Annotated in this window: 13 protein-coding genes; 2 read left to right on the top strand and 11 right to left on the bottom strand. The window is 48.9% G+C overall.

All coding sequences use genetic code 11. The features are described 5' to 3' along the window. Positions 1-93: 93 nt before the first annotated feature. The 4 genes from WBJ53_RS21565 to WBJ53_RS21550 all read right to left on the bottom strand — a co-directional run bounded on the left by WBJ53_RS21565 (position 94) and on the right by WBJ53_RS21550 (position 7,448). Complete coding sequence (locus WBJ53_RS21565) at positions 94-1,824, bottom strand: RagB/SusD family nutrient uptake outer membrane protein (protein WP_338869980.1); 1,731 nt, start codon at positions 1,822-1,824, stop codon at positions 94-96. Positions 1,825-1,843: 19 nt separating this feature from the next. Further along, positions 1,844-5,443: a TonB-dependent receptor gene (locus WBJ53_RS21560; protein ID WP_338869978.1), complete on the bottom strand. Its 3,600-nt coding sequence runs from the start codon at positions 5,441-5,443 to the stop codon at positions 1,844-1,846. A gap of 216 nt (positions 5,444-5,659) precedes the next feature. After that, entirely contained in the window at positions 5,660-6,688 is a 1,029-nt protein-coding gene (locus WBJ53_RS21555) for a FecR family protein (protein ID WP_338869976.1), read from the bottom strand. Positions 6,689-6,857: 169 nt separating this feature from the next. Beyond that, positions 6,858-7,448, bottom strand: coding sequence for an RNA polymerase sigma-70 factor (locus tag WBJ53_RS21550; protein WP_338869974.1), 591 nt, complete (start codon positions 7,446-7,448; stop codon positions 6,858-6,860). A 285-nt stretch (positions 7,449-7,733) separates the two neighbouring features. Here WBJ53_RS21550 and WBJ53_RS21545 point away from each other — a divergent pair, with 285 nt between their 5' ends. Then, positions 7,734-10,295 (top strand): glycosyltransferase family 2 protein, encoded by a 2,562-nt coding sequence (locus WBJ53_RS21545; protein WP_338869972.1) that lies wholly within the window; start codon positions 7,734-7,736, stop codon positions 10,293-10,295. Here the strand turns inward: WBJ53_RS21545 and WBJ53_RS21540 are convergent. From WBJ53_RS21540 to WBJ53_RS21510, 7 genes are all read right to left on the bottom strand, one after another. Next, positions 10,292-11,617: a glycoside hydrolase family 2 TIM barrel-domain containing protein gene (locus WBJ53_RS21540; RefSeq protein WP_338869970.1), complete on the bottom strand. Its 1,326-nt coding sequence runs from the start codon at positions 11,615-11,617 to the stop codon at positions 10,292-10,294. The genes WBJ53_RS21545 and WBJ53_RS21540 overlap by 4 nt on opposite strands. A gap of 115 nt (positions 11,618-11,732) precedes the next feature. Further along, on the bottom strand, positions 11,733-12,926 hold the full coding sequence (locus WBJ53_RS21535; protein ID WP_338869968.1) for a DUF4421 family protein: 1,194 nt from the start codon (positions 12,924-12,926) through the stop codon (positions 11,733-11,735). 66 nt (positions 12,927-12,992) lie between these two features. After that, positions 12,993-14,081: a cytochrome c peroxidase gene (locus WBJ53_RS21530; protein ID WP_338869966.1), complete on the bottom strand. Its 1,089-nt coding sequence runs from the start codon at positions 14,079-14,081 to the stop codon at positions 12,993-12,995. Between the two features lie 7 nt (positions 14,082-14,088). Next, positions 14,089-14,589 (bottom strand): molybdopterin-binding protein, encoded by a 501-nt coding sequence (locus WBJ53_RS21525; RefSeq protein ID WP_338869964.1) that lies wholly within the window; start codon positions 14,587-14,589, stop codon positions 14,089-14,091. Between the two features lie 8 nt (positions 14,590-14,597). Next, positions 14,598-16,607: a TonB-dependent receptor plug domain-containing protein gene (locus tag WBJ53_RS21520; protein ID WP_338869962.1), complete on the bottom strand. Its 2,010-nt coding sequence runs from the start codon at positions 16,605-16,607 to the stop codon at positions 14,598-14,600. A 124-nt stretch (positions 16,608-16,731) separates the two neighbouring features. Then, positions 16,732-16,956, bottom strand: coding sequence for a hypothetical protein (locus WBJ53_RS21515; RefSeq protein WP_338869960.1), 225 nt, complete (start codon positions 16,954-16,956; stop codon positions 16,732-16,734). A gap of 135 nt (positions 16,957-17,091) precedes the next feature. Next, positions 17,092-17,319, bottom strand: a complete 228-nt coding sequence (locus WBJ53_RS21510; protein WP_338869959.1) for a hypothetical protein — start codon at positions 17,317-17,319, stop codon at positions 17,092-17,094. 217 nt (positions 17,320-17,536) lie between these two features. Here WBJ53_RS21510 and WBJ53_RS21505 point away from each other — a divergent pair, with 217 nt between their 5' ends. Then, positions 17,537-18,346 carry a LytTR family transcriptional regulator DNA-binding domain-containing protein gene (locus WBJ53_RS21505; RefSeq protein WP_338869957.1) on the top strand — a complete coding sequence of 270 codons (810 nt, stop codon included), beginning with the start codon at positions 17,537-17,539 and terminating at the stop codon, positions 18,344-18,346.

The raw sequence follows: 18,346 nt of genomic DNA, 5'->3' as shown, positions 1-18,346 counted from the left end.
GGATAAGTCGAGAATTGATGGAGTGCGTAAACAGTTCGTAAGTATCTTCCGATGAACTGTTTACGCATGGTTAATGCCTACTTCCAATAACCACTATTCCCAGTTTGGGTTCTGGGTCAGATTGGGGTTCAGCAGTCGTTCCTGAGTCGGAATTGGGTAGAGGTAGTCGCGGGCTTCGTTGAATTTTTTGGTGATATGCCCATTGATAATGATGTTCCCACCCTTATTGCCATTTTCGAGTAAGATTTCGCTGCCCAACTTAAGAAGCTGCGCGCCCGAAACCGTTGGTTTGGCACCTTCGTAGATCACCAGATCGACCTTCCCGTTTTTATCGAGGTCATAACTACCGGCTCCCGGAAAATACATACCCTTAAATTGCCGGGTCAGGAGCTGACCTTCTTTCCAGCGGATGATGTCGTCCCAGCGCAGAAAATTTTCCATCACCAGCTCAACGCGTCGTTCCCGACGAATTTCCAGAATAACGCCTTTGTTGCTACCGCTTAGCTGCGAATATTGCTGAGCCAGATACGGATCGGGTTTTGAGTTGGCCATTGCCAGATCGATGTTGGGCATACCAACCCGGTCGCGAATCAGTTTGATCGAACGATCCAGATCAGGCTGGGTTAAAGTACCGCGTTCTGCTTTGGCTTCGGCAAAATTGAGCAGTACTTCGGCATACCGGAATATGGGCATATCGGTAATGTCTTTGTTGTAGGTATCCCATTTGGGAGCCGAAACAAACTTGATCAACTGATAGCCCGTAACGGTAGCACCAAATTCAGGCACCAGCGGAGTAGTTTCGCCAATGCGCGTATAACCCGGTGTCCGAATGGTTTGCTTCAGTCGGGGGTCGCGGTTTTGCACTTCGTCGTAGAACTGGTTGGTCTCGTAGCCCGGAATATCGGTAAAGCGTGTTCCATCGGCCATGAGGTAACTGTTCACCAGGCTTTTTTCCAGGCCGGGTTTGCCATACGAAGCCGTCATGGTATAGTAGTTCAGGTTATGATAGACCTGAAGTTCATCGCTGAAATCGCGGGCCAGAATTACTTCATCAGGTATGGCGTTATCGGACGAAAACAGTTTGAGATAAGCCGTTTCGGGCGTGTCTTTGTAAATCGTATAGCCACTTTTTGTCATTAGCTCGTCTGAGGCCGAAATGCATTCGTCCAGAAACTTATTAGCATTCGGCAGGCTGAATTCGGGGTGATATTTTCGAAACGTACCTTCATAGAGCGCAATTCTGGATTTTAGCGCAAGGGCTGTCCATTTCGTAATGCTGTTGACCTGCCGCGATGCATCGAGGTTGGCAATGGCATAATTAATGTCGGCCATCACCGAATCCATCACCACCGTGCGCGGATCGCGTGCTTTGGTCAGCATTTCCTGATCCATCACGTCGACCGGTCGCGAATACCAGGGCACATCGCCGAACCGTTTCACCATACCAAAATAAAAATAAGCCCGGAAAAAACGTGCCAGCCCGTTGTATTTGGCAACAACTTTTGCATCGGGGCACTTGCCCGAATTGGCCAGAAAATAGTTGATGTTGCGCAGGGTTCCCCAACTCCAGCCACCTCCGCTGGTGGGCACTATGCGTGTACCCTGCAATTCGTCGCGGAGGCTGTTTTTAACCACATTATCGACGTCTTCGTTGTATACGTCTTCGGCCGAAGGCAACGCATTATAGAACGAATTTGTATAGAGCAGGAGATCGTTTTCGGTTTTGAAAAATGTTTCGGGCGAAATGGCATCCTGCGGGAGCAGGTTAAGATCGCAGGCTGTCAGTCCTATTGAAACAGCGATAAGGCTTATATATTTTTTCATCAGAATAGTTGGAATCAGCTTAGAAGGTGATATTCAGGCCCGCAGAAATGGTTTTAGACAGGGGATAGGTTCGGCCGTTGGTGGCGTCGCCGTCCAGTTGTTCGGGATCGATGTACTTAGTCCGTAAGGGCGTATAGGTGAGCAGGTTTTCGCCACTCACATAAATCCGTGCTTTGGGTATCCGGATGCGTTTGGTAAGCGCTTCCGGGAAGGTGTAACCAATTACCACGTTTTTCAGGCGCAGGTAGCCGATATTCTGGATGTATCGGTCGTTAGCGGCATTCAGGTCGCCACCGCCATTGAGCGCCGTGTAGCCCCGTAGTACCGGGAAATAGGCATTCGGGTTTTCGGGTGTCCAGACATCGTCGGCGAAATTGGCCGGAATAAAGGAATAATACGGACGCGAGTAGGGCCCCCAGAATTTATCGGCGTTGTTGCCCGGATACCAGTTTTTGCGAAGAATGCCCTGCGCCAGCAGCGATACGTCGAATCCATTCCAGGTTGCCCCCAGATTGATACCGAAGCGATACCGCGCCCGGTCGTTACCAATCACTTTCAGGTCGCCATGATTGGCCAGGGTGTTGGCTCCCGGATCGATCTTGCCGTTGCCATCCCGATCGATAAATTTCAGATCGCCCGCCTGAAGCTTGCTCCATTCGCCGGGGGCACTGAGTCGTTGTTTGTTCACCAGTGTCTGATCGACGGTGTAGGCCTGGGCTTCTTCGTTCGACTTGAAAAAACCGTCGATGGAGTAGCCCCAGATGTCGCCAATGGTTTGGCCTTCGTAGCGGTTCGACAGAATCTTGTTCGGGTTGTCGTATTTGGTAATGATCGATTTTGAATCTGAGAGAATAAACGACGCATTGTAGCTGAAGGGTTTGCTGGCCAGCTTAAACTGGTCGCGCCAGCCAATCGACAGTTCGAACCCTTTGGTTTGCAGATCACCCGCATTTTCGGTCGGTACCGTTGCGCCGTAAACAGCCGGAAGCACCTTGCCCGGCACCAGCATGCCCGTGGTTTTACGGACATAGGCATCGAAGGAAAGATTCAGTCGGTTTTTAAAGAAACCGGCATCCAGTCCCAGGTTGGTAGTAGTGGCTTTTTCCCAGGTCAGATCGGGCGAAATGGGATTGGGGTTGTTCACATACGTTAGCTTCTGACCGTTGTTGATCCAGCTCGACTGAGCGGTTGGCATAATGGCAATGTAGGGGTAGAAACTGGCCGAGTTCGTATTCGATGGCAACTGATTGCCCAGCGTACCGTAGGATGCTCTGATTTTGAGGTTATCGACAAGGGTGCGTGCTGGTTCGAAGAAGGCTTCTTCGCTGAGCCGCCATCCGGCCGATACCGATGGGAAGAAACCATACCGCCGACCTTCGCCGAAGCGGGAGGTGCCATCGTAGCGGCCGTTTACTTCGAGCAGGTATTTTCCTGAAAAATCATAATTCAGTCGGTAGAAAGCGCCAAACAGTGAATACTGGTACGAATCGCCCGCCGATAGTTGTTCGCCCGTACCGAGGTTCAGGTCGTTGAGGCTTTCGGACAATAGGTTCTTACGGGCTCCGAACAGCCGCTGATGCTTTTTGGACTCGTGGTTCAGACCAGCCGTTGCACTGACATAGTGCTTCCCAAACGTATGGTTATAGGACGTATAAATGTTGGTTACATTCATGGGATCGAACCACATCGTCTTGCGGTATTGATCGGTATTGTAGTTGGGAACCGTGGTCAGAATACCCGGCTGAATGGAATACTGTGCCACGGCCGAACGGTACCAGTCGTCGGCGATGTAGAACGAAAAAGAATAGTTCGCTACTAGGTTCCAGTTCCGGGTGAAGTCGATAGTCATGGAGTTGATGGCCATTAACTCATGAACTTTTTTCTCGCCACCAGCAACGCCTTTCAGTAAGTTTGCATACAACCCATCGCCAATGGAGTAGTTGTTTTTCAGTGTGTTATAAGTGGCTGTGCCGTCGGGGTTGATGGGCGCATAGGCTGGCAGCGCGTGTACCGTAATGGCAACGAAGTTGGCGTTGGCTCCACCTTCCAGACCTGGATATTTGTATTTGGAATCGAAATACTGGATGTTGGTTCCAACTTTTAGCCAGGGTGTTAGCTGAGCGTTGATTTTGCTGCGTAGGGTGTAGGATGTGAACCGATCGGTATTGATTTTCATAATGCCGTCCTTTGTGAAGGTCGACCCCGAAATGAAGTAGTTCACTTTATCGTTACCGCCCGAAAGATTCAGATTGTGCTGCCGCGACGGTTCCGACATGTTAAAGAGTGTGTTCCACCAGTCGTAGTTGCCGTAATAGTTATAAATGTCTTTTCCGTTGACGTTTTTAACCACAACCCAGGGCCGCTCAGGATTTTCGACTTTGTCGTATCGACGGGCTTCCAGTTCTTTATAATCTTCTTCCGAATAGCGCGTATAGCTATTGCCAGTCGCCCGCATAAACGCTTCGTCATTCAGGCGAACAGATTCATAGCCATTTGTCAGAAAATTCGTGCTAACCGTAGGTTTCGACCAGCCGAAGTTGTTGGTATACGATATCGTCGTTTTGCCATTTTTTGCCGTTTTGGTCGTAACCAGAATAACCCCAAAAGCTCCACGTGCCCCATAAATGGCTGAAGCGGCTGCATCTTTCAATACCGATACAGACTCCACATCGGCCGGATTGATGCGGTTGATGTCGCCCGGAATACCATCGATCAGTACCAGCGGGCCGCCACCATTGATGGAGGTTTCGCCACGAACATTCAGGTTGCCGCCCTGCCCTGGCTGCCCCGTGCTGAAGGTGATGTTCAGGTTGGGAACCATGCCCTGAAGAATCTGCGACATGTTGTTTAGCGGGCGATTTTCCAGTTCTTTGGCCTGTACCTGCGAAACGGCACCGGTCAGGTTCACTTTCTTCTGCGTACCATAGCCCACCACAACCAGTTCTTCGAGGGTTTTATTGTCGACAGCCAGATTAACGTCGATGACTGACCGGCTACCTACAATAATTTCCTGGGGTGTATAACCAACAAAGCTAAAAACCAGCACCGAACTGGCATTCGGTACCGCAATGTCGTAGTTGCCATTACCATCGGTTGTGGTGCCTCGTGTGGTGCCTTTCAGAACAACACTAACGCCTGCCAGCGCCCCCTGACCATCTGAAGAGGTAACCGTTCCGCGGACGCGGATTTCCTGTTTGGCAAGATAAGCTTCCAGTTTGTTTTCATAGCGTGAAAGCAACGACTCGTATTGGCTGACTTTTTCTTTGGCCAGCACAATCTGTTCGTTAATGACCTTGTAGGTAATACCTCGGGGAGCTAAAAGCTGGTTTAGAACCGTAGCTAGTTTCTGGTTTTTAACCGTAATTGACACCTGGTCTTTGAGTGATACCCGGCTGCTGTATACAAACCGGGTATTGGCTTTTTCCTGAATCTGGTCCAACGCCACTTTAAGCGTCACATTGTTGAGCTGAAGCGTTATATCCTTACTTAGAATCGACTGAGCTGCAATGTCGCGGGCATTGGCAATGCCTGCCAGAATAACAGCAAGTGCCCATTGAAGTAACCCAATACGCATAACTTTTCGCCAGTCGATCGACTGGTTTAGGACTGAAAATTGCATAATTTTGATTGTCTGATAGTGGTAAACTGTTAGGACAAATCCTCCTTGCGTTCGGTGGCACGATACGGGAGAGGAGGAGCAAATTGAGCCGGGGGTGGTGGCACACTCCCGGTTTTTTGTTGCCTTATGGTGGTTCGGCGTTGTGGCTGTGCATAGAGATCGGTTTCGTTTTTTTGATTAAGAGAGGCTATAATTCAAGGGTGGTGAGGAGCTTGATTAATTGCAGGGAAGACCATCGAGCGTGATCACATTGCCCGAAAGACTGTAGGTAGCGTCCAGCGCCGTACAAAGCATTTCCATAATTGAGGGCAGGGGCTGGTGCTCGAAATCGGCATTGACCAGACACGACGACATTTTTGGGTTCTGGAGCCGAATCTGGACACTAAATCGCTTTTCGAGTTGCTTAACTACCTCATTGATAGGTGTATTGTCGAACTGAATCGAGACCGGTTCATAGATTTCGTGTCGGTTCTGAAGCGGGATCGCTGACGCCACCAGTCGCCGGGAGTCGGTTTCGAAAATGGCCTGTTGCTGCGGATGCAGAATAATCTGCTGTTCGGTTTTATTCTTGTCGGGAGCCGTTACCTGAACCCGACCCGTTACGACCGAAATCTGGAAGATCCGGTGACTCGCCGGAGCTTTTACATTGAAGCTGGTTCCCAATACTTTAATCTGCATTTCGCCACTCCGGATCAGGAAGGGCCGGGTTTTATCTTTCTGAATATCAAAGAAACCTTCACCCGAAAACGTAACCTGTCGGCTAGTGGCGGCAAACGATTTGGGATAGGTAATAGAAGCGCCCGAATGCATCCAGACGGTGCTATTGTCGGGCAGACGGTGCATTATCAGGCGCGGTTCCTGATTGACAAATCGTATGGCTGCAACATCGTTGCTATGCATTCTTTTCTCCGTATGAGCCACTGTTGTAACAGGATGCCGATTACCTGCATAGCGATATATGCCATACAGACCCAGTAGGAGTGCAATTGAAGCGGCCAGCCAGGCCAGCCGGCCCGGTGAAAAGAAGTTGACAACTGGTTGTTCGGGCAGATCGATCTGGTGCTGGATGGCCGAGAACGTTTCATTCTGGAGCCGTTGCTGTTCTTCGTCGGGTAAAGAGTCCAGATAATCTGGAGTTCCGTTGAGCGATGCATACCACGCTTCAACCAATTCTTTTTCCTGGTCGGTACATTGGTTCCGGAGATATTTATCAAGCAGAATTGGTGAAATTGGCGAAGGGGGCATAGCGTAGCGTAGGTTTCAACACCTAAGTCGCACGCCGAACCGCTAACCCTTAGTCGGCTCGAAAAAAAAATGGAAATGAACTATCCGTCAGACGTCAGTTAGTCCGTGACCAAAGGATCATGGTTGTGTAGCTGTTTAGGGCAGTCTGAGACTATGCCAACCAGCCCTGTTAGTCGAGGAAGCTAAAAACACTCAGGAGCGCGTAGGCGAGGTGTTCTTTCAGGTAGGTTTTGAGGAGCCCCCTGGCTTTTGTTATGTGTTGTTCGACCGTTTTTTCTGAAATGGCGAACTGTTGGGCAATTTCGCGATTGGAGTGACCTTTTCGGCTAAACAAAAAAACTTCCCGGCATTTTGGCGAAAGCAACCGCAGCCCATCCTCGTAATGTTGCTGAAGATCGGCGGTGAGCAATGGCTGATCGGTTGATTCCGTACTTTTTTCGCTGTGAATTTCCCACTGGCTGTAGTGGTGCTGGCGCGTGTATTCTTTGCGGTAATACGAAATGATCAGGTTTTTAACGCTGGCGAATAAGTAAGCCTGATTCGACTGAATGGTATTGCTTTGACGCTGTTTCCAGATGCTGATAAATAACTCCTGAACGATTTCCTGGGCTATAAACTGATCATTGACCTTGCTGTAGGTATAGTTAAATAAAGCCCGGAAATAGCGGCTATACAGCTCAGAAAAGGCTAGTTCTTCGTTCTCGTCCTCGTTTGGCCTTTGGGTTTTTTCGTCGGAAAAGGCAATAAAAGTGGATTTCATAACCTGGTTTTTCCTAAGCCTGTAAAGTTTGTCAATACGTTTCCTCTACAAAGTTCGGCCTAATTTCATTCTAATGTATTACTCATTTGTTAAGGATTCATACAGCTTTTTCTTACTATTAATAAATGTTTAATAAATTGTTAACACTAGTTATTTATCGTAAGCTAATGCTGTTCGTTTGGTGAAAACGCTGCTTTCTGGCAATAGAAAACCAGCGCATTTTTTATATGACTAAACTCTATAAAGTAAGTCTAAAGAAATAGACAGCCTAACTCAATCAAACGGATGAAATGGCCTATTTTCGGCGATTTATCGCCTAACGAAGCCTATAATTTTTCGACAAAACCCAGCGACAACTGGCCCGTTCGGGTGCTAATCGTAATCGGTCTTTGCTTCATGGCTGGTTTTCTCTGGGTGTACTTCCAGCCGCAGAATCAGGGATATTCCTGGCTATTTGGTTTATTGACAGCTTCGGTTCTATACAAATTGCTGCGATTATTGCACGAATGGTACCATTACTGGAATGTGAAGTTGCCAGCGCCCCCCACTCTTAGCCGCCACTTCACCGTCGACGTTCTGACAACGTATTGTCCGGGCGAACCCCACGAGATGGTTATTAATACCTTACGGGCCATTCAAAACCTGCGCTATCCGCATACAACTTACCTATGCGACGAAGCCAACGATCCTTATTTAAAAAAGATGTGTGCCGAGCTGGGCGTTCGGCACATAACCCGGCAGGATAAGACGGATGCGAAAGCGGGCAACATAAATAATGCGCTTCGGCAGGCTACCGGCGAAATCTGTCTCATTATCGACCCGGACCATGTGCCGGTTCCCGATTTTTTAGATCATGTACTGGCCTATTTCGAAAACCCGGAAATTGGTTTTGTGCAGTGTGTTCAGGGATATTATAACCGAAAAGAGAGTGTTGTTGCGTTTGGGGCCAGCGAGCAGACCTACAGTTTCTATGGGCCAATGATGACCTGCATGAGCAACTACGGTACGGCTCAGGCCATTGGAGCCAACTGTACGTTTCGTCGTTCGGCTCTCGACTCAATTGGGGGGCATGCCAATGGGCTATCGGAAGATATGCATACGGCCATGTTGCTTCATGCCAACGGCTGGAAATCGGTTTATGTGCCCTTGCCCCTCTCGTATGGGCTAGTACCGGCAACACTGTCGGCCTACTACAAACAGCAGTTGAAATGGTCACGAGGAACGTTTGAACTGCTGTTTACAACCTATCCGAGGGTATTTGGCCGGTTAACGAACCGGCAGCGATTTCACTATGGAACGTTGCCCCTATACTATCTGCTCGGTACTGTTCAACTAATCGATCTGCTGATTCCGATTGCGTCGTTGATTATGATGCGGCTTCCCCTCCATCTGGATCTTGTGCTGTTTGGAACGGCCTATATTCCGCTGTTACTCACCGGTTTTTTGATCCGGCAGTATGCGCAGCGATGGTTGATTGAAAAGCACGAAGCCGGTTTTCATCTGGTAGGAGGGGTGTTGGCCAGTGGAACCTGGTGGGTATACGTATTGGGACTGATCTATACAATTTTTCGGGTGAAAGTGCCCTACATACCTACTCCTAAAGACGATCGGCCCCGCAACAATTTTCTGCTGATTTTACCTAACCTTATCGTGAGCCTGATTACCCTTGGGGCTATTGGATACAGTATATACTGGTATGGCCGATTTGCACTCAGCAATATATACGAACAATTGATGATCGGATTTGGCTTGCTGAATGTGCTGATTTTAGGGCTAAATGTGCTGATTGGTCAGGAAAAAATGCTGGCGGACATCAGCCAGTGGATTGGACGTCTTTCGTTGCACAGACCCATATTTTTTCATGCCTTACGAATGGCAGGCCTGCGTATTCGGTATAATCTGTACTATTGGTTGCGCTTGGCGGCTATTCCCTTAAATGGAGCCGTATTGGTAGCTGCGATTAGTTTGGGCTATTTTATTTTTTATAAACGGACTAATGCCCCGGCCATCGACATCCATAATGCTAATACCCAGCCTTTTTATGTTGGATCAGAGTCGAGTTCCGTACTTCAGAATTCGATGGGAGCATCGGCAGCAACGGCTCCAATTGTTCCATACCATATAGCCTGGCCGGTGGCGTCGCCATCGGGTCTTACGTATCCCAAACTGGCCCATGCTGCCAATGAGCTTCCTTTGTTCTATCTCGAGCCTCAGGGTCTATTGACAGATTCGAATCATACGGTTCATTCGTTTCTGACGGGCATATTGCTGGGGAATTGCAACAATGAACTGACGAAGCTTGTGCAGGAAGCCAAATTGTATGCTCACCCGATTCTGGTCAGCTTTATGCCCGAATTCGACAATACCGACAAGCCCTGGGGCACAGCCAGTGAATCGAATCTGGTTCTATTTCGGGATGTATGGCGGTATGTTGTTCGGTACTGTCAGCAGCAGGGTGCTACCAATCTGGTTTGGGTATGGTGCCCGGCGCAGCCCTCGTCGCTGGTAGCCTATTACCCCGGAAGTGATTATGTCAACTGGCTTGGCTTTTCGGTCGTTAATGACCCATGTACTGCTCCCGATAGACGAAGCCATTCGTTTGCGGCTCTTTATCAACTGCCCCATACTACAGTACGGACACATGCCGCCTATAGTATCCGACAAAAGCCTATTCTGATTACCCGGCTGGCCACTACGGCAAAAGAGTCGTCGACCAGTGCCGATCATTGGTTTAGTGAGGCTATCGAAATGTTACAGGAGCGTTATCCGCAGGTACGGGGTGTGGTGTTTTCGGACGAAAAGTCGTTGATTGCGCATCGTCGTGAACTAATGAATCTGCAACCCTAAGGCGCTGTTACTTCGAATGAAAAGTTAGCACTCGCTATATGCCGGTTTGTGTCGTAGACATTGACAAACAGGCGATAGGCACCTGGTTTTTGCGGAAGCCGGAATTGTACTGTTGGCGTATTGGTCTGTAATAATAAGCCCTGCATGGCCGGAACCGGAACGCCCACATAGTCGCCACCATATTTAGCCCGGGGTTTAATTTCCCAACTGTAGCGCAGCGGACTGCCTTCTGGGGCAGTGGCCTGAATCTGAGCCTGATGAATGGCTGAGCTAGCCGTAAAGGATTTGTGGGCAATAATCTGACCATCAATTCGGAGGGTCTGGATTTCCGGGGCTTCATGGTCGGGCTGCTGCCCCGACCATAGTTCCTGCATGGTTCCCACTAACGGTGTTTCGAGCCCCTGCTCGTCGAAAGTACTGAACCAGGTGTGGGTTTCTTCCTGCTTGTGGCCCCAATAGAATAAGTAGGCCCCCAGGAAATTGACCGGACGACTGCTGATGTATTTTCTATAAAATTGGCGAATGAAAGCTACTTTTTGCTGACTATTGGGCTCGTCGGGAGCGCCCCAGGCTGCCACCGGAACCTCCCAGTAGGCGGGGGCTCCATATTCAGAAATGAGATACGGCTTTGTCCAGCCTCCCTTATCCAGAAATTCTTCCAGTTTAGGGGTAAGTCCGTACGAATTAACGGCTAAAATGTCGACATCCGGGCACCGGGTTCTGACCAGCCAAACGGCCCGTTCGCTATCGGGCGAGATAACGGTGGAAACCGGATGGCTTGGGTCGAGCTCGTGAATCATCCGGGTGATGCGGTTGACTTCGTCAAATACCTTAAAATTATCGGCATGGAGCGACCATTCATTGCCAACGCTCCAGAGCAATAGGGCCGGATGATTCCGGTATTTAAGCACCGTTTTGCGAATTCGCTCGAACTGTTTGTCTACCGCATCCTGATTGTTATAATCGAAGCCTTCCATTTCCCGTTCTACCCACAGACCAAACATGACGGTTAAATCAAGGCGCTGCGCATCGTCCAGAATTTGCTGGCCATCAATGTCGTCCCAGATACGTATCGAATTACCACCACAGGATTTTAACCGGTCGAAATAGCTGATTCCGCCTGCCCCTTTAATGAAATAAGGTTTTCCGTAGCGGAGGAGCTCATAGGAGGAGCCATTGAAATGAAGGCTGGTGGGAACAGATGCGCTTACCGTTGTTGACTGCGATTGATCTTTTGGCTGGCAACTGGTCAGACAAAGGAGTGCCAACAGAATGGCTAAACGAGCAGTATTGGAAAAGAGGTATGTAGTGGTAACCTTCATACACTGATGACCCTGATAATTGGGGATGGTCACTTCGATTCCAAAATTATGTAATCGACTATGATAGCGCAGCGGGAAAATTGTCGATAACTTTAAATGGTTTGTAGTGAATACGTTACATGCCAGGCAGTTTTTTGATGACGCCCTTAGGCCGGTAGAGAAATCGGCGCCCAAATACCAGCCGGAAATATTCAGCATCGGTGTTGACTAGCGTATTACCAAAGGTGCGGTTTGCCAGTGTCATGGATGCATAAATTCCGCCGTAATAGCGGGGTGTACTGTAGCCTATGGTAGCCGATGCGACACCCTGCCAGCCAAGCCTTAAACGGCTTGCTAAGCTTGATGAAACATTGTCCTGCTGCCAAAGAATCGACAGGCCGGGGCGTAGGGTGAGATTGGTAAATAGATACTTACCCAATACGAATGTTTGAGTATAGCCACCATCAACTCCCAGGCTTATGGTTCGGTAGCGACTAAAATTTGATACCGCCGGGAAGTCGGTTAGCAGATGAGGGAGAATAAAACTGGAATCTGCATGAATATACTGATAGATTAGAAATCCGCCCACGATCCAGGTGCCTGCGCTCTTTTGTTGCCGCTCCCGTTGGAGTAAGCTGGCCGGAATCGATAGTTGTAGCGGATTGAACAGATATTGTACCTGTGTGTTGATAGTCTGGCTTTTGAGATCATTCCGGTAGGGGTAGGTCGTATGATGAAGTAGCCAATCAGCTTCCAGCGCATCAGGATTTGCCAGATAAAAACCTCGGTAGAACTGATACTGGCTGGAAATCCACAACCTTCGGTTATTGACGTTAAAGGTAGCGCCGAATGGTTTTGTTTTCCCTTTCGTTGCTGTATTGTAGCCCAGAAAAGGGAGCTTAACCGTGATTTCCGTTCCGATCCATCTGTAGTCTATGCCAAGCCCAAGTGCCCAGGCCAGATTGGGTTTATAATGCAGCGAATAAGTTGGGCCAGCAATCCGAACGCCATAATTCTGACGATCACTGACAGCATACAAATGGAGCCGCCCGTAATAGGTTGTGATGAACCGTTTATCGACTCGGGGGATTTTGGTTTTCAGTAACGTATCCAGTGGAATACCCAGAAACCGCAATCCCTGCGCGTTGCCTGCGACCGAAATGGCAATGAGCAGATAGCCGAATACCAACCATGTTTTATGGAAGCGTACCGGATGCAGTATTGGCGGTGCCATAACAATTTGGCCGATCAATTGGTAAGGCCCACTTTTGCCGCCAGGCAGCAGGAAGAATGATTCATTGCTTAGTCGGATGACGTATGTCAGCAGCATTGCTGGCTGCTACATAACTCAACAGACCCCGTCGAAGTTTAAATGATTGTTGTTTAAAACAGTCCGCTATCGATTGACGCTGCCTTGCTTCAGATGCGGGTTCGCGAATTCGGGATTCGTAACAAACGAACTGTCGGTGAATAATTGTAAAAAAGCGAGTAGATCTGCTTTTTCGGAAGTAGTCAGATGGAATCCGTTTGCCTGATTGGGTAATTCGCGACTTACGGCAGGGCTGTTCTCGATATGAGCGCTATAGTGATCCAGTACATCGCCTAGCGTGGCCAGCCGACCGTCGTGCATGTAGGGAGCCGTAAGGGCAATATTTCGCAGTGTAGGGACTCGAAAGCGTCCCTGGTCGAGGGCAAGTCCCGTAATCTCCCGACGTCCGGAATCCGTTGCTTTTTGGGTTAGCCCATTATTATGAAACACTTCCTGATAGAGCTTGGGACCGCCGTGGCAATGGGCGCAGTTGCCTCCCCGAACCGTTTGATCGGCCGATGGGGCTCGCATAAATAACTGTAAGCCCCGTTCTTCGGTAGGGGTTAGCGTATAGCTTCCTTGCAGATATTGGTCGTAGGGTGAGTTGGCAGAAATTAAGGTTCGCTCAAACTGGGCGATGGCTTTGCCAATCCGAGCGTCGGTAATTGTATCGGAGCCAAAAACCCGTCTGAAAAGGGCAGGGTAGGGTGCTAGTCCCTGTAATACATTAGCTGCCTGACCGGGTTCCAGTCCCATCTCGTCGGGGTGCCTCATCGGCACCAGCGCCTGTTCTTCCAGACTGTTCGAACGTCCATCCCAAAAAAGTTGGCGAACCCACAGCAGATTGGCCAGCGACATGGCGTTGCGTTTGGTCGGTTTGCCACTGACACCTATGCTTAGGGCCCGACCGTCGGTGAAGGCCCGTTCCTGCTGGTGGCAACTAGCGCAGGAAATGGTTTTTGTGGCTGAAAGACGAGGCTCATAAAAGAGCATTCGACCGAGGTAGACACCTTGTCTGGTGGTTGGGTTATCGGCCGGAATGGTAAACCGGCCACCAAATGCGGCCGGATACTGCAGGGTATAGGGGCCAACAGGAACGGGGTCGTCGAAGATAACCCAGGCCGATGAACCCATAAGCACTATTCCGCCAAAAAGAATACCAATCCAGCTCCGCATGGCTGCTTTATTTAGCAAATCGTACGTCAATGGCTTTTACTTCCCGTATCCAGCGGGCGGGCTTTTTTTCGCCGGGAACAACAATCCTGTAGGGGCCCACTCCCGTCGGTAAAGGAGCACCATCGACGCTGTCGGCGAGCAGTATGGTTCGGGTGGCAAATTCGGGATCAAGTTCAGGGAGCGCGAATAATACTTCATAGCCGTCTATGGCTTTTATAACGGCATATTTCATCAGGTTTTCGCCCCGTAGTTCACCGCCCAGCGTAGCGCCGGCCTGTTTTAGTAACGCTGCGAGCGGAATGCCCGAGTAGCGGTGTTCTTTGCCATCACGGTCTTTGCCGGTTACTTCCGTATGAGGCATAGCCTTCAGATCGCTAGCCTGTAAGGTTAGAGGGTTTGTCACTTCGCCCGAGATTGTTATTGCCGTTTGTGCCTGAAGGTGTACAGAGAATCCGGCCAAAAAGAGGATCAGCAAAAGGGATTTGATGGTATGAATGAACAGATTCATGATGGCTTTTATAGGTTAGCAATTACTAGATTAACAAAGAAATTACGGCCCGGTTCGGGAAACCCTTCGGCTAGCGCGTAGTTCCGGTCGAAGATGTTGTTGACGCCACCTTCCAGACTAACATACTGCTGTAGCCGAACAGAGCCTTTGGTATTTGCGACAACAAAACTGCCCGCCTGTGTGCCGTAACTGGTGCTGTAGCGGGCCGAATTGTATTCGACACTTCCTACCAGTGCCACCCGACGAAACAGTTGAGCCTGTGCATAAACGAACACTTTATGATTGGGTACATCAACAAATTTCAGGTCGCGATTGCTCAGATTCTGGCGGTGAATATACGAGTACTGCGCACCAGCCTGAAATGCAGCACTTACCTGAGCTTTCAGACTGGCATCTCCTCCGTAGAACTCTGCTTTTCCGGTATTCTGAAACTGATAGATTCCCGGTTGCACGTTATTGACCTGCTGAATTACGTCGGTTAAGCGACTGTAGAAAACACTGGCCTGTAGGGATAAAAACTGAGCTGGATGGCTAAGTGCAAGCTGGTCTGTATAGGCCGTTTCGAAATGCAAGGCCGATTCTGCCTTTAAATCGGGATTGGGAATGGCTGCCCCCATTCGGTACGAATACCGGTCTTTAATTGTAGCAAATCGGGTTTTTCGGGCTACCGTAATGCTAAGTTGTTGCCGATTGCCGGGATTGTAGAACAACCCTGTCTGCGCATTTAATGCATCACTATTATTCCCGGAAAAGGGCGTAATGGTTTTGGTCGCACTTTCATAATTTTCGGCCCGCAGGCTCCGCCGACTGTTATAGCTGATCCCCGGCACCAGTGATAGTTTGGGGGTTAACGTATAGACATCTTCTATACCTGCCGATAGCGTCTGGTCGATAAACGTGCGTACTGGCTCCCCCTGGTTATTTTCGCGGTGGCGGTCCTGTTTGTAGTGAAACGAAGCTTTCAGGTTGTGCTGCCTGACAATCCGATTGCCATATTCGAGCGAACCACCTTTGGTGTCGTCGTTGTAATAGCTGTTAAATGACGACCCTTTTTTCTGAGTCGAATAGGTGTTATCGTCAAAAGCACTCAGCAGGTTTCTGAAGCGATCATAAAACAGCCGGACTTTCAGATAGCTGGTAGACGTTAAGGCCGTACGGGAAATAAAATACCAGCTCTCTTTGTTCCAGTAAGGCCATTGCCAGAAACGGGCCGTTTGTTTGGGATCGCTGCCAACATAGGGAGGTGTGCCTTTAGTACCCTGCTGATTGATGTAGCTGATCGTATATTCGTCGGTTGCGTTGGGCGTAAAGCCAAGTTTCAGGCTATACTTTCGGTCGTTTCGGTAGGCGTTTTCCCTACGGCCGCCATCTTCCTGCGGCTGAGGAACAAATTGAGCCGACAAGGGAAAGGTTTGCTGCCGGAGCTGCGAAGCCGATCCCTGCACATAAAACTTGCCCAGATTGCTGCCGATATTCAGGTTTAGCCGATGCCCCTGCCCGCTCAGCAATCCGGCCCGACCATCGAATTCCAGTCGTTTCTGCGGTCGGCGTGAGACAAGATTAATTGCGCCCCCCAGTGTATTAGGGCCATAGGTGACCGAAGAAAAGCCTTTCGCTACATTTACTTCGGCCAGATCAAAGGTTGTGAATCGCCCGAGGTCGACATAACCGTCGTAGGGAACATAAACGGGTATGCCATCAATGAAAACCGGAACCTGACGTAAATCGAAACCGCGTACATAAACCATCGACTCGTTGCGGGCTCCTACATTCGATAAGGTTACACCGGGCAGGAGGTTGAGTGCCCGGCCCACGTCGAGCCGGTTAAACGCTTCAATACGTCGGCTGAGGGCTGTATTGGCCGAATCAATTCCCCGCCTGCCCGGCACAGTTACTTCACCCAGACTAAATACCCGAACAGGGTCATTGGAAGGTAATGGTTGAGTCCAACCAGGTATACACAGGTAGCTAAGAAACAAAATGGACAGAAAGAGGACAACTTCGGTACAGGGTTTCATCAACGGCCAGGTCGTTATTTCCTGTCAAATATAACGACCGGCCCCAAAAAAAGCTATTCGATAAAATCTGTAGAAGGGGTGGAAACGGTCAGAGGGAGTAGTAAACCGAGCCTGTAGGCTCGGCTTATAGCGAACGCCAGCGCTCGCCATGCTTATCGATGGCTTTTTTTGCCCGATCTATAGAGGAGACGGTAGCACATATATAGCCCGAAGCAGGATCAATGATCTGATAGGCAGTTTTTGTAGCTGCAACCGTATAGTCCTCATCGTTTTCTTCTTTGGTGAGAAAAACTTCCTTAGGCGTAATGAGGTATCCTTTATAGTTGATTTTTGTATCTGTAGTTTTCAAGGTAGTAACATTGAGTATTTTTAGTTTACGAAAATATACAGATGCTTATTTATTTTCCAACAGAGATGGACTAGTTTCTTGCGAAAGAAATGCTCAGATACGAATGTAACGTTGAATCGTACCTGAAAATCTTTCTTATTTACAAGTAGTCACTACTGTTAAACTACTTGTTGAGATGTTATTAGACGTAATGTAAGCTTCGACGTCATCTCCGCAGACTTTATTTTCTATTCGGCTGGGTTGCGCGGTTTGGGGATTATACGTTAAGGTTTCGCAGGTTTTACAGTTTTTTTTCTTAAAAACTCCCCCTTCACAAGCAACTAATCCGGTTGCTATCAGAAAGGCTAATAAAGCAGGCTTCATGGTAAGTTGAGTTAATAATGCTGAGGCTAACTTTTGTTTGCTAACGCACTCAGTAACTAATATAAACGCTTGTTTTCGGCGTTGTATTGCTAGTTTAACTGTAAAGTAATACCCCGACGACAAAATTGTTTGCCAAGGCCAAAACTCATTCGGTATAATATTGTTTATTGTTAATATATGGATTTTATATAGATATAAATAATTTACCAGCATATCTATGAGTGTTATTCAGAGCGCCATTCAGAACCCGTTGCTCATCGACTACTTGTCAGGAGCCAATAACTATACATGGCTTTGTTTTCGGAATGGAGAGAAAAAGCTATTGGCGAAACCAATCAGTTATTTAGAGACGAAGCTGCCCAGTTTTGTCAGAATTCATAAGACGGCTCTGATTAACCCTAATAGCGTAAAAAAACTTGAGCATCCTCCGCGAAAGAAAATGGCTGGAGCTGTACATCTGGAGAGTGGCGTGGTTTTGCCCGTTAGTCGTCGGCGCTGGAGCCAGGTAGTAGATGCCCTTCAACCGAATACGATACTGTCCGATATAGACGGTTTGGCTTCCGATCTGGTTAAAAAAGTACCTGTGGCCACAACGACGCCGATCGCAGCACAGCAGCGGTCGATAAATCTGGTGACTGATGACCAGCAGTGTGCCAGCGAATTGAAAAAGATCCTTGAAATGCAATGGCCCTTCACGCTGCACATTTTACAACAGGCAGCTTATCTGCCCGAGTTGCTGCACCAGCTTCCCGAACCGGAGCAACCCGCGTTTATACTGCTGGATGCCCGTACATCTGCTCCTGAGCGGCTTAAAGCCCTGGAGCGACTAAAGGAAGATAACCAGCTTTGTCGGATACCGGTGATATTGCTGGTTGGCCAGTCTGATAAATTGGTGATTAGCGGATACCGGCAAGGGGCTAATTCGGTAATAGCAATGCCAGCGCGAAATCCGCAGTTTGTTGATACTGTAGAGCGTGTTTGTAAATTCTGGCTAAAAACGGCTTCCTTACCTGTTCAGATGAATTAA

The organism is Spirosoma sp. SC4-14 (assembly GCF_037201965.1).
Taxonomy (GTDB): domain Bacteria; phylum Bacteroidota; class Bacteroidia; order Cytophagales; family Spirosomataceae; genus Spirosoma.
Note: the sequence above shows the minus strand (reverse complement) of the source record. Positions and strands in the feature narration are given on the sequence as shown.

What these genes read in the sequence shown, in the direction of transcription:
- WBJ53_RS21565 (WP_338869980.1), bottom strand. Translation starts at nt 1,824, where the DNA reads ATGAAAAAATATATAAGCCTTATCGCTGTTTCAATAGGACTGACAGCC.
- WBJ53_RS21560 (WP_338869978.1), bottom strand. Translation starts at nt 5,443, where the DNA reads ATGCAATTTTCAGTCCTAAACCAGTCGATCGACTGGCGAAAAGTTATG.
- WBJ53_RS21555 (WP_338869976.1), bottom strand. Translation starts at nt 6,688, where the DNA reads ATGCCCCCTTCGCCAATTTCACCAATTCTGCTTGATAAATATCTCCGG.
- WBJ53_RS21550 (WP_338869974.1), bottom strand. Translation starts at nt 7,448, where the DNA reads ATGAAATCCACTTTTATTGCCTTTTCCGACGAAAAAACCCAAAGGCCA.
- WBJ53_RS21545 (WP_338869972.1), top strand. Translation starts at nt 7,734, where the DNA reads ATGAAATGGCCTATTTTCGGCGATTTATCGCCTAACGAAGCCTATAAT.
- WBJ53_RS21540 (WP_338869970.1), bottom strand. Translation starts at nt 11,617, where the DNA reads ATGAAGGTTACCACTACATACCTCTTTTCCAATACTGCTCGTTTAGCC.
- WBJ53_RS21535 (WP_338869968.1), bottom strand. Translation starts at nt 12,926, where the DNA reads ATGCTGCTGACATACGTCATCCGACTAAGCAATGAATCATTCTTCCTG.
- WBJ53_RS21530 (WP_338869966.1), bottom strand. Translation starts at nt 14,081, where the DNA reads ATGCGGAGCTGGATTGGTATTCTTTTTGGCGGAATAGTGCTTATGGGT.
- WBJ53_RS21525 (WP_338869964.1), bottom strand. Translation starts at nt 14,589, where the DNA reads ATGAATCTGTTCATTCATACCATCAAATCCCTTTTGCTGATCCTCTTT.
- WBJ53_RS21520 (WP_338869962.1), bottom strand. Translation starts at nt 16,607, where the DNA reads ATGAAACCCTGTACCGAAGTTGTCCTCTTTCTGTCCATTTTGTTTCTT.
- WBJ53_RS21510 (WP_338869959.1), bottom strand. Translation starts at nt 17,319, where the DNA reads ATGAAGCCTGCTTTATTAGCCTTTCTGATAGCAACCGGATTAGTTGCT.
- WBJ53_RS21505 (WP_338869957.1), top strand. Translation starts at nt 17,537, where the DNA reads ATGAGTGTTATTCAGAGCGCCATTCAGAACCCGTTGCTCATCGACTAC.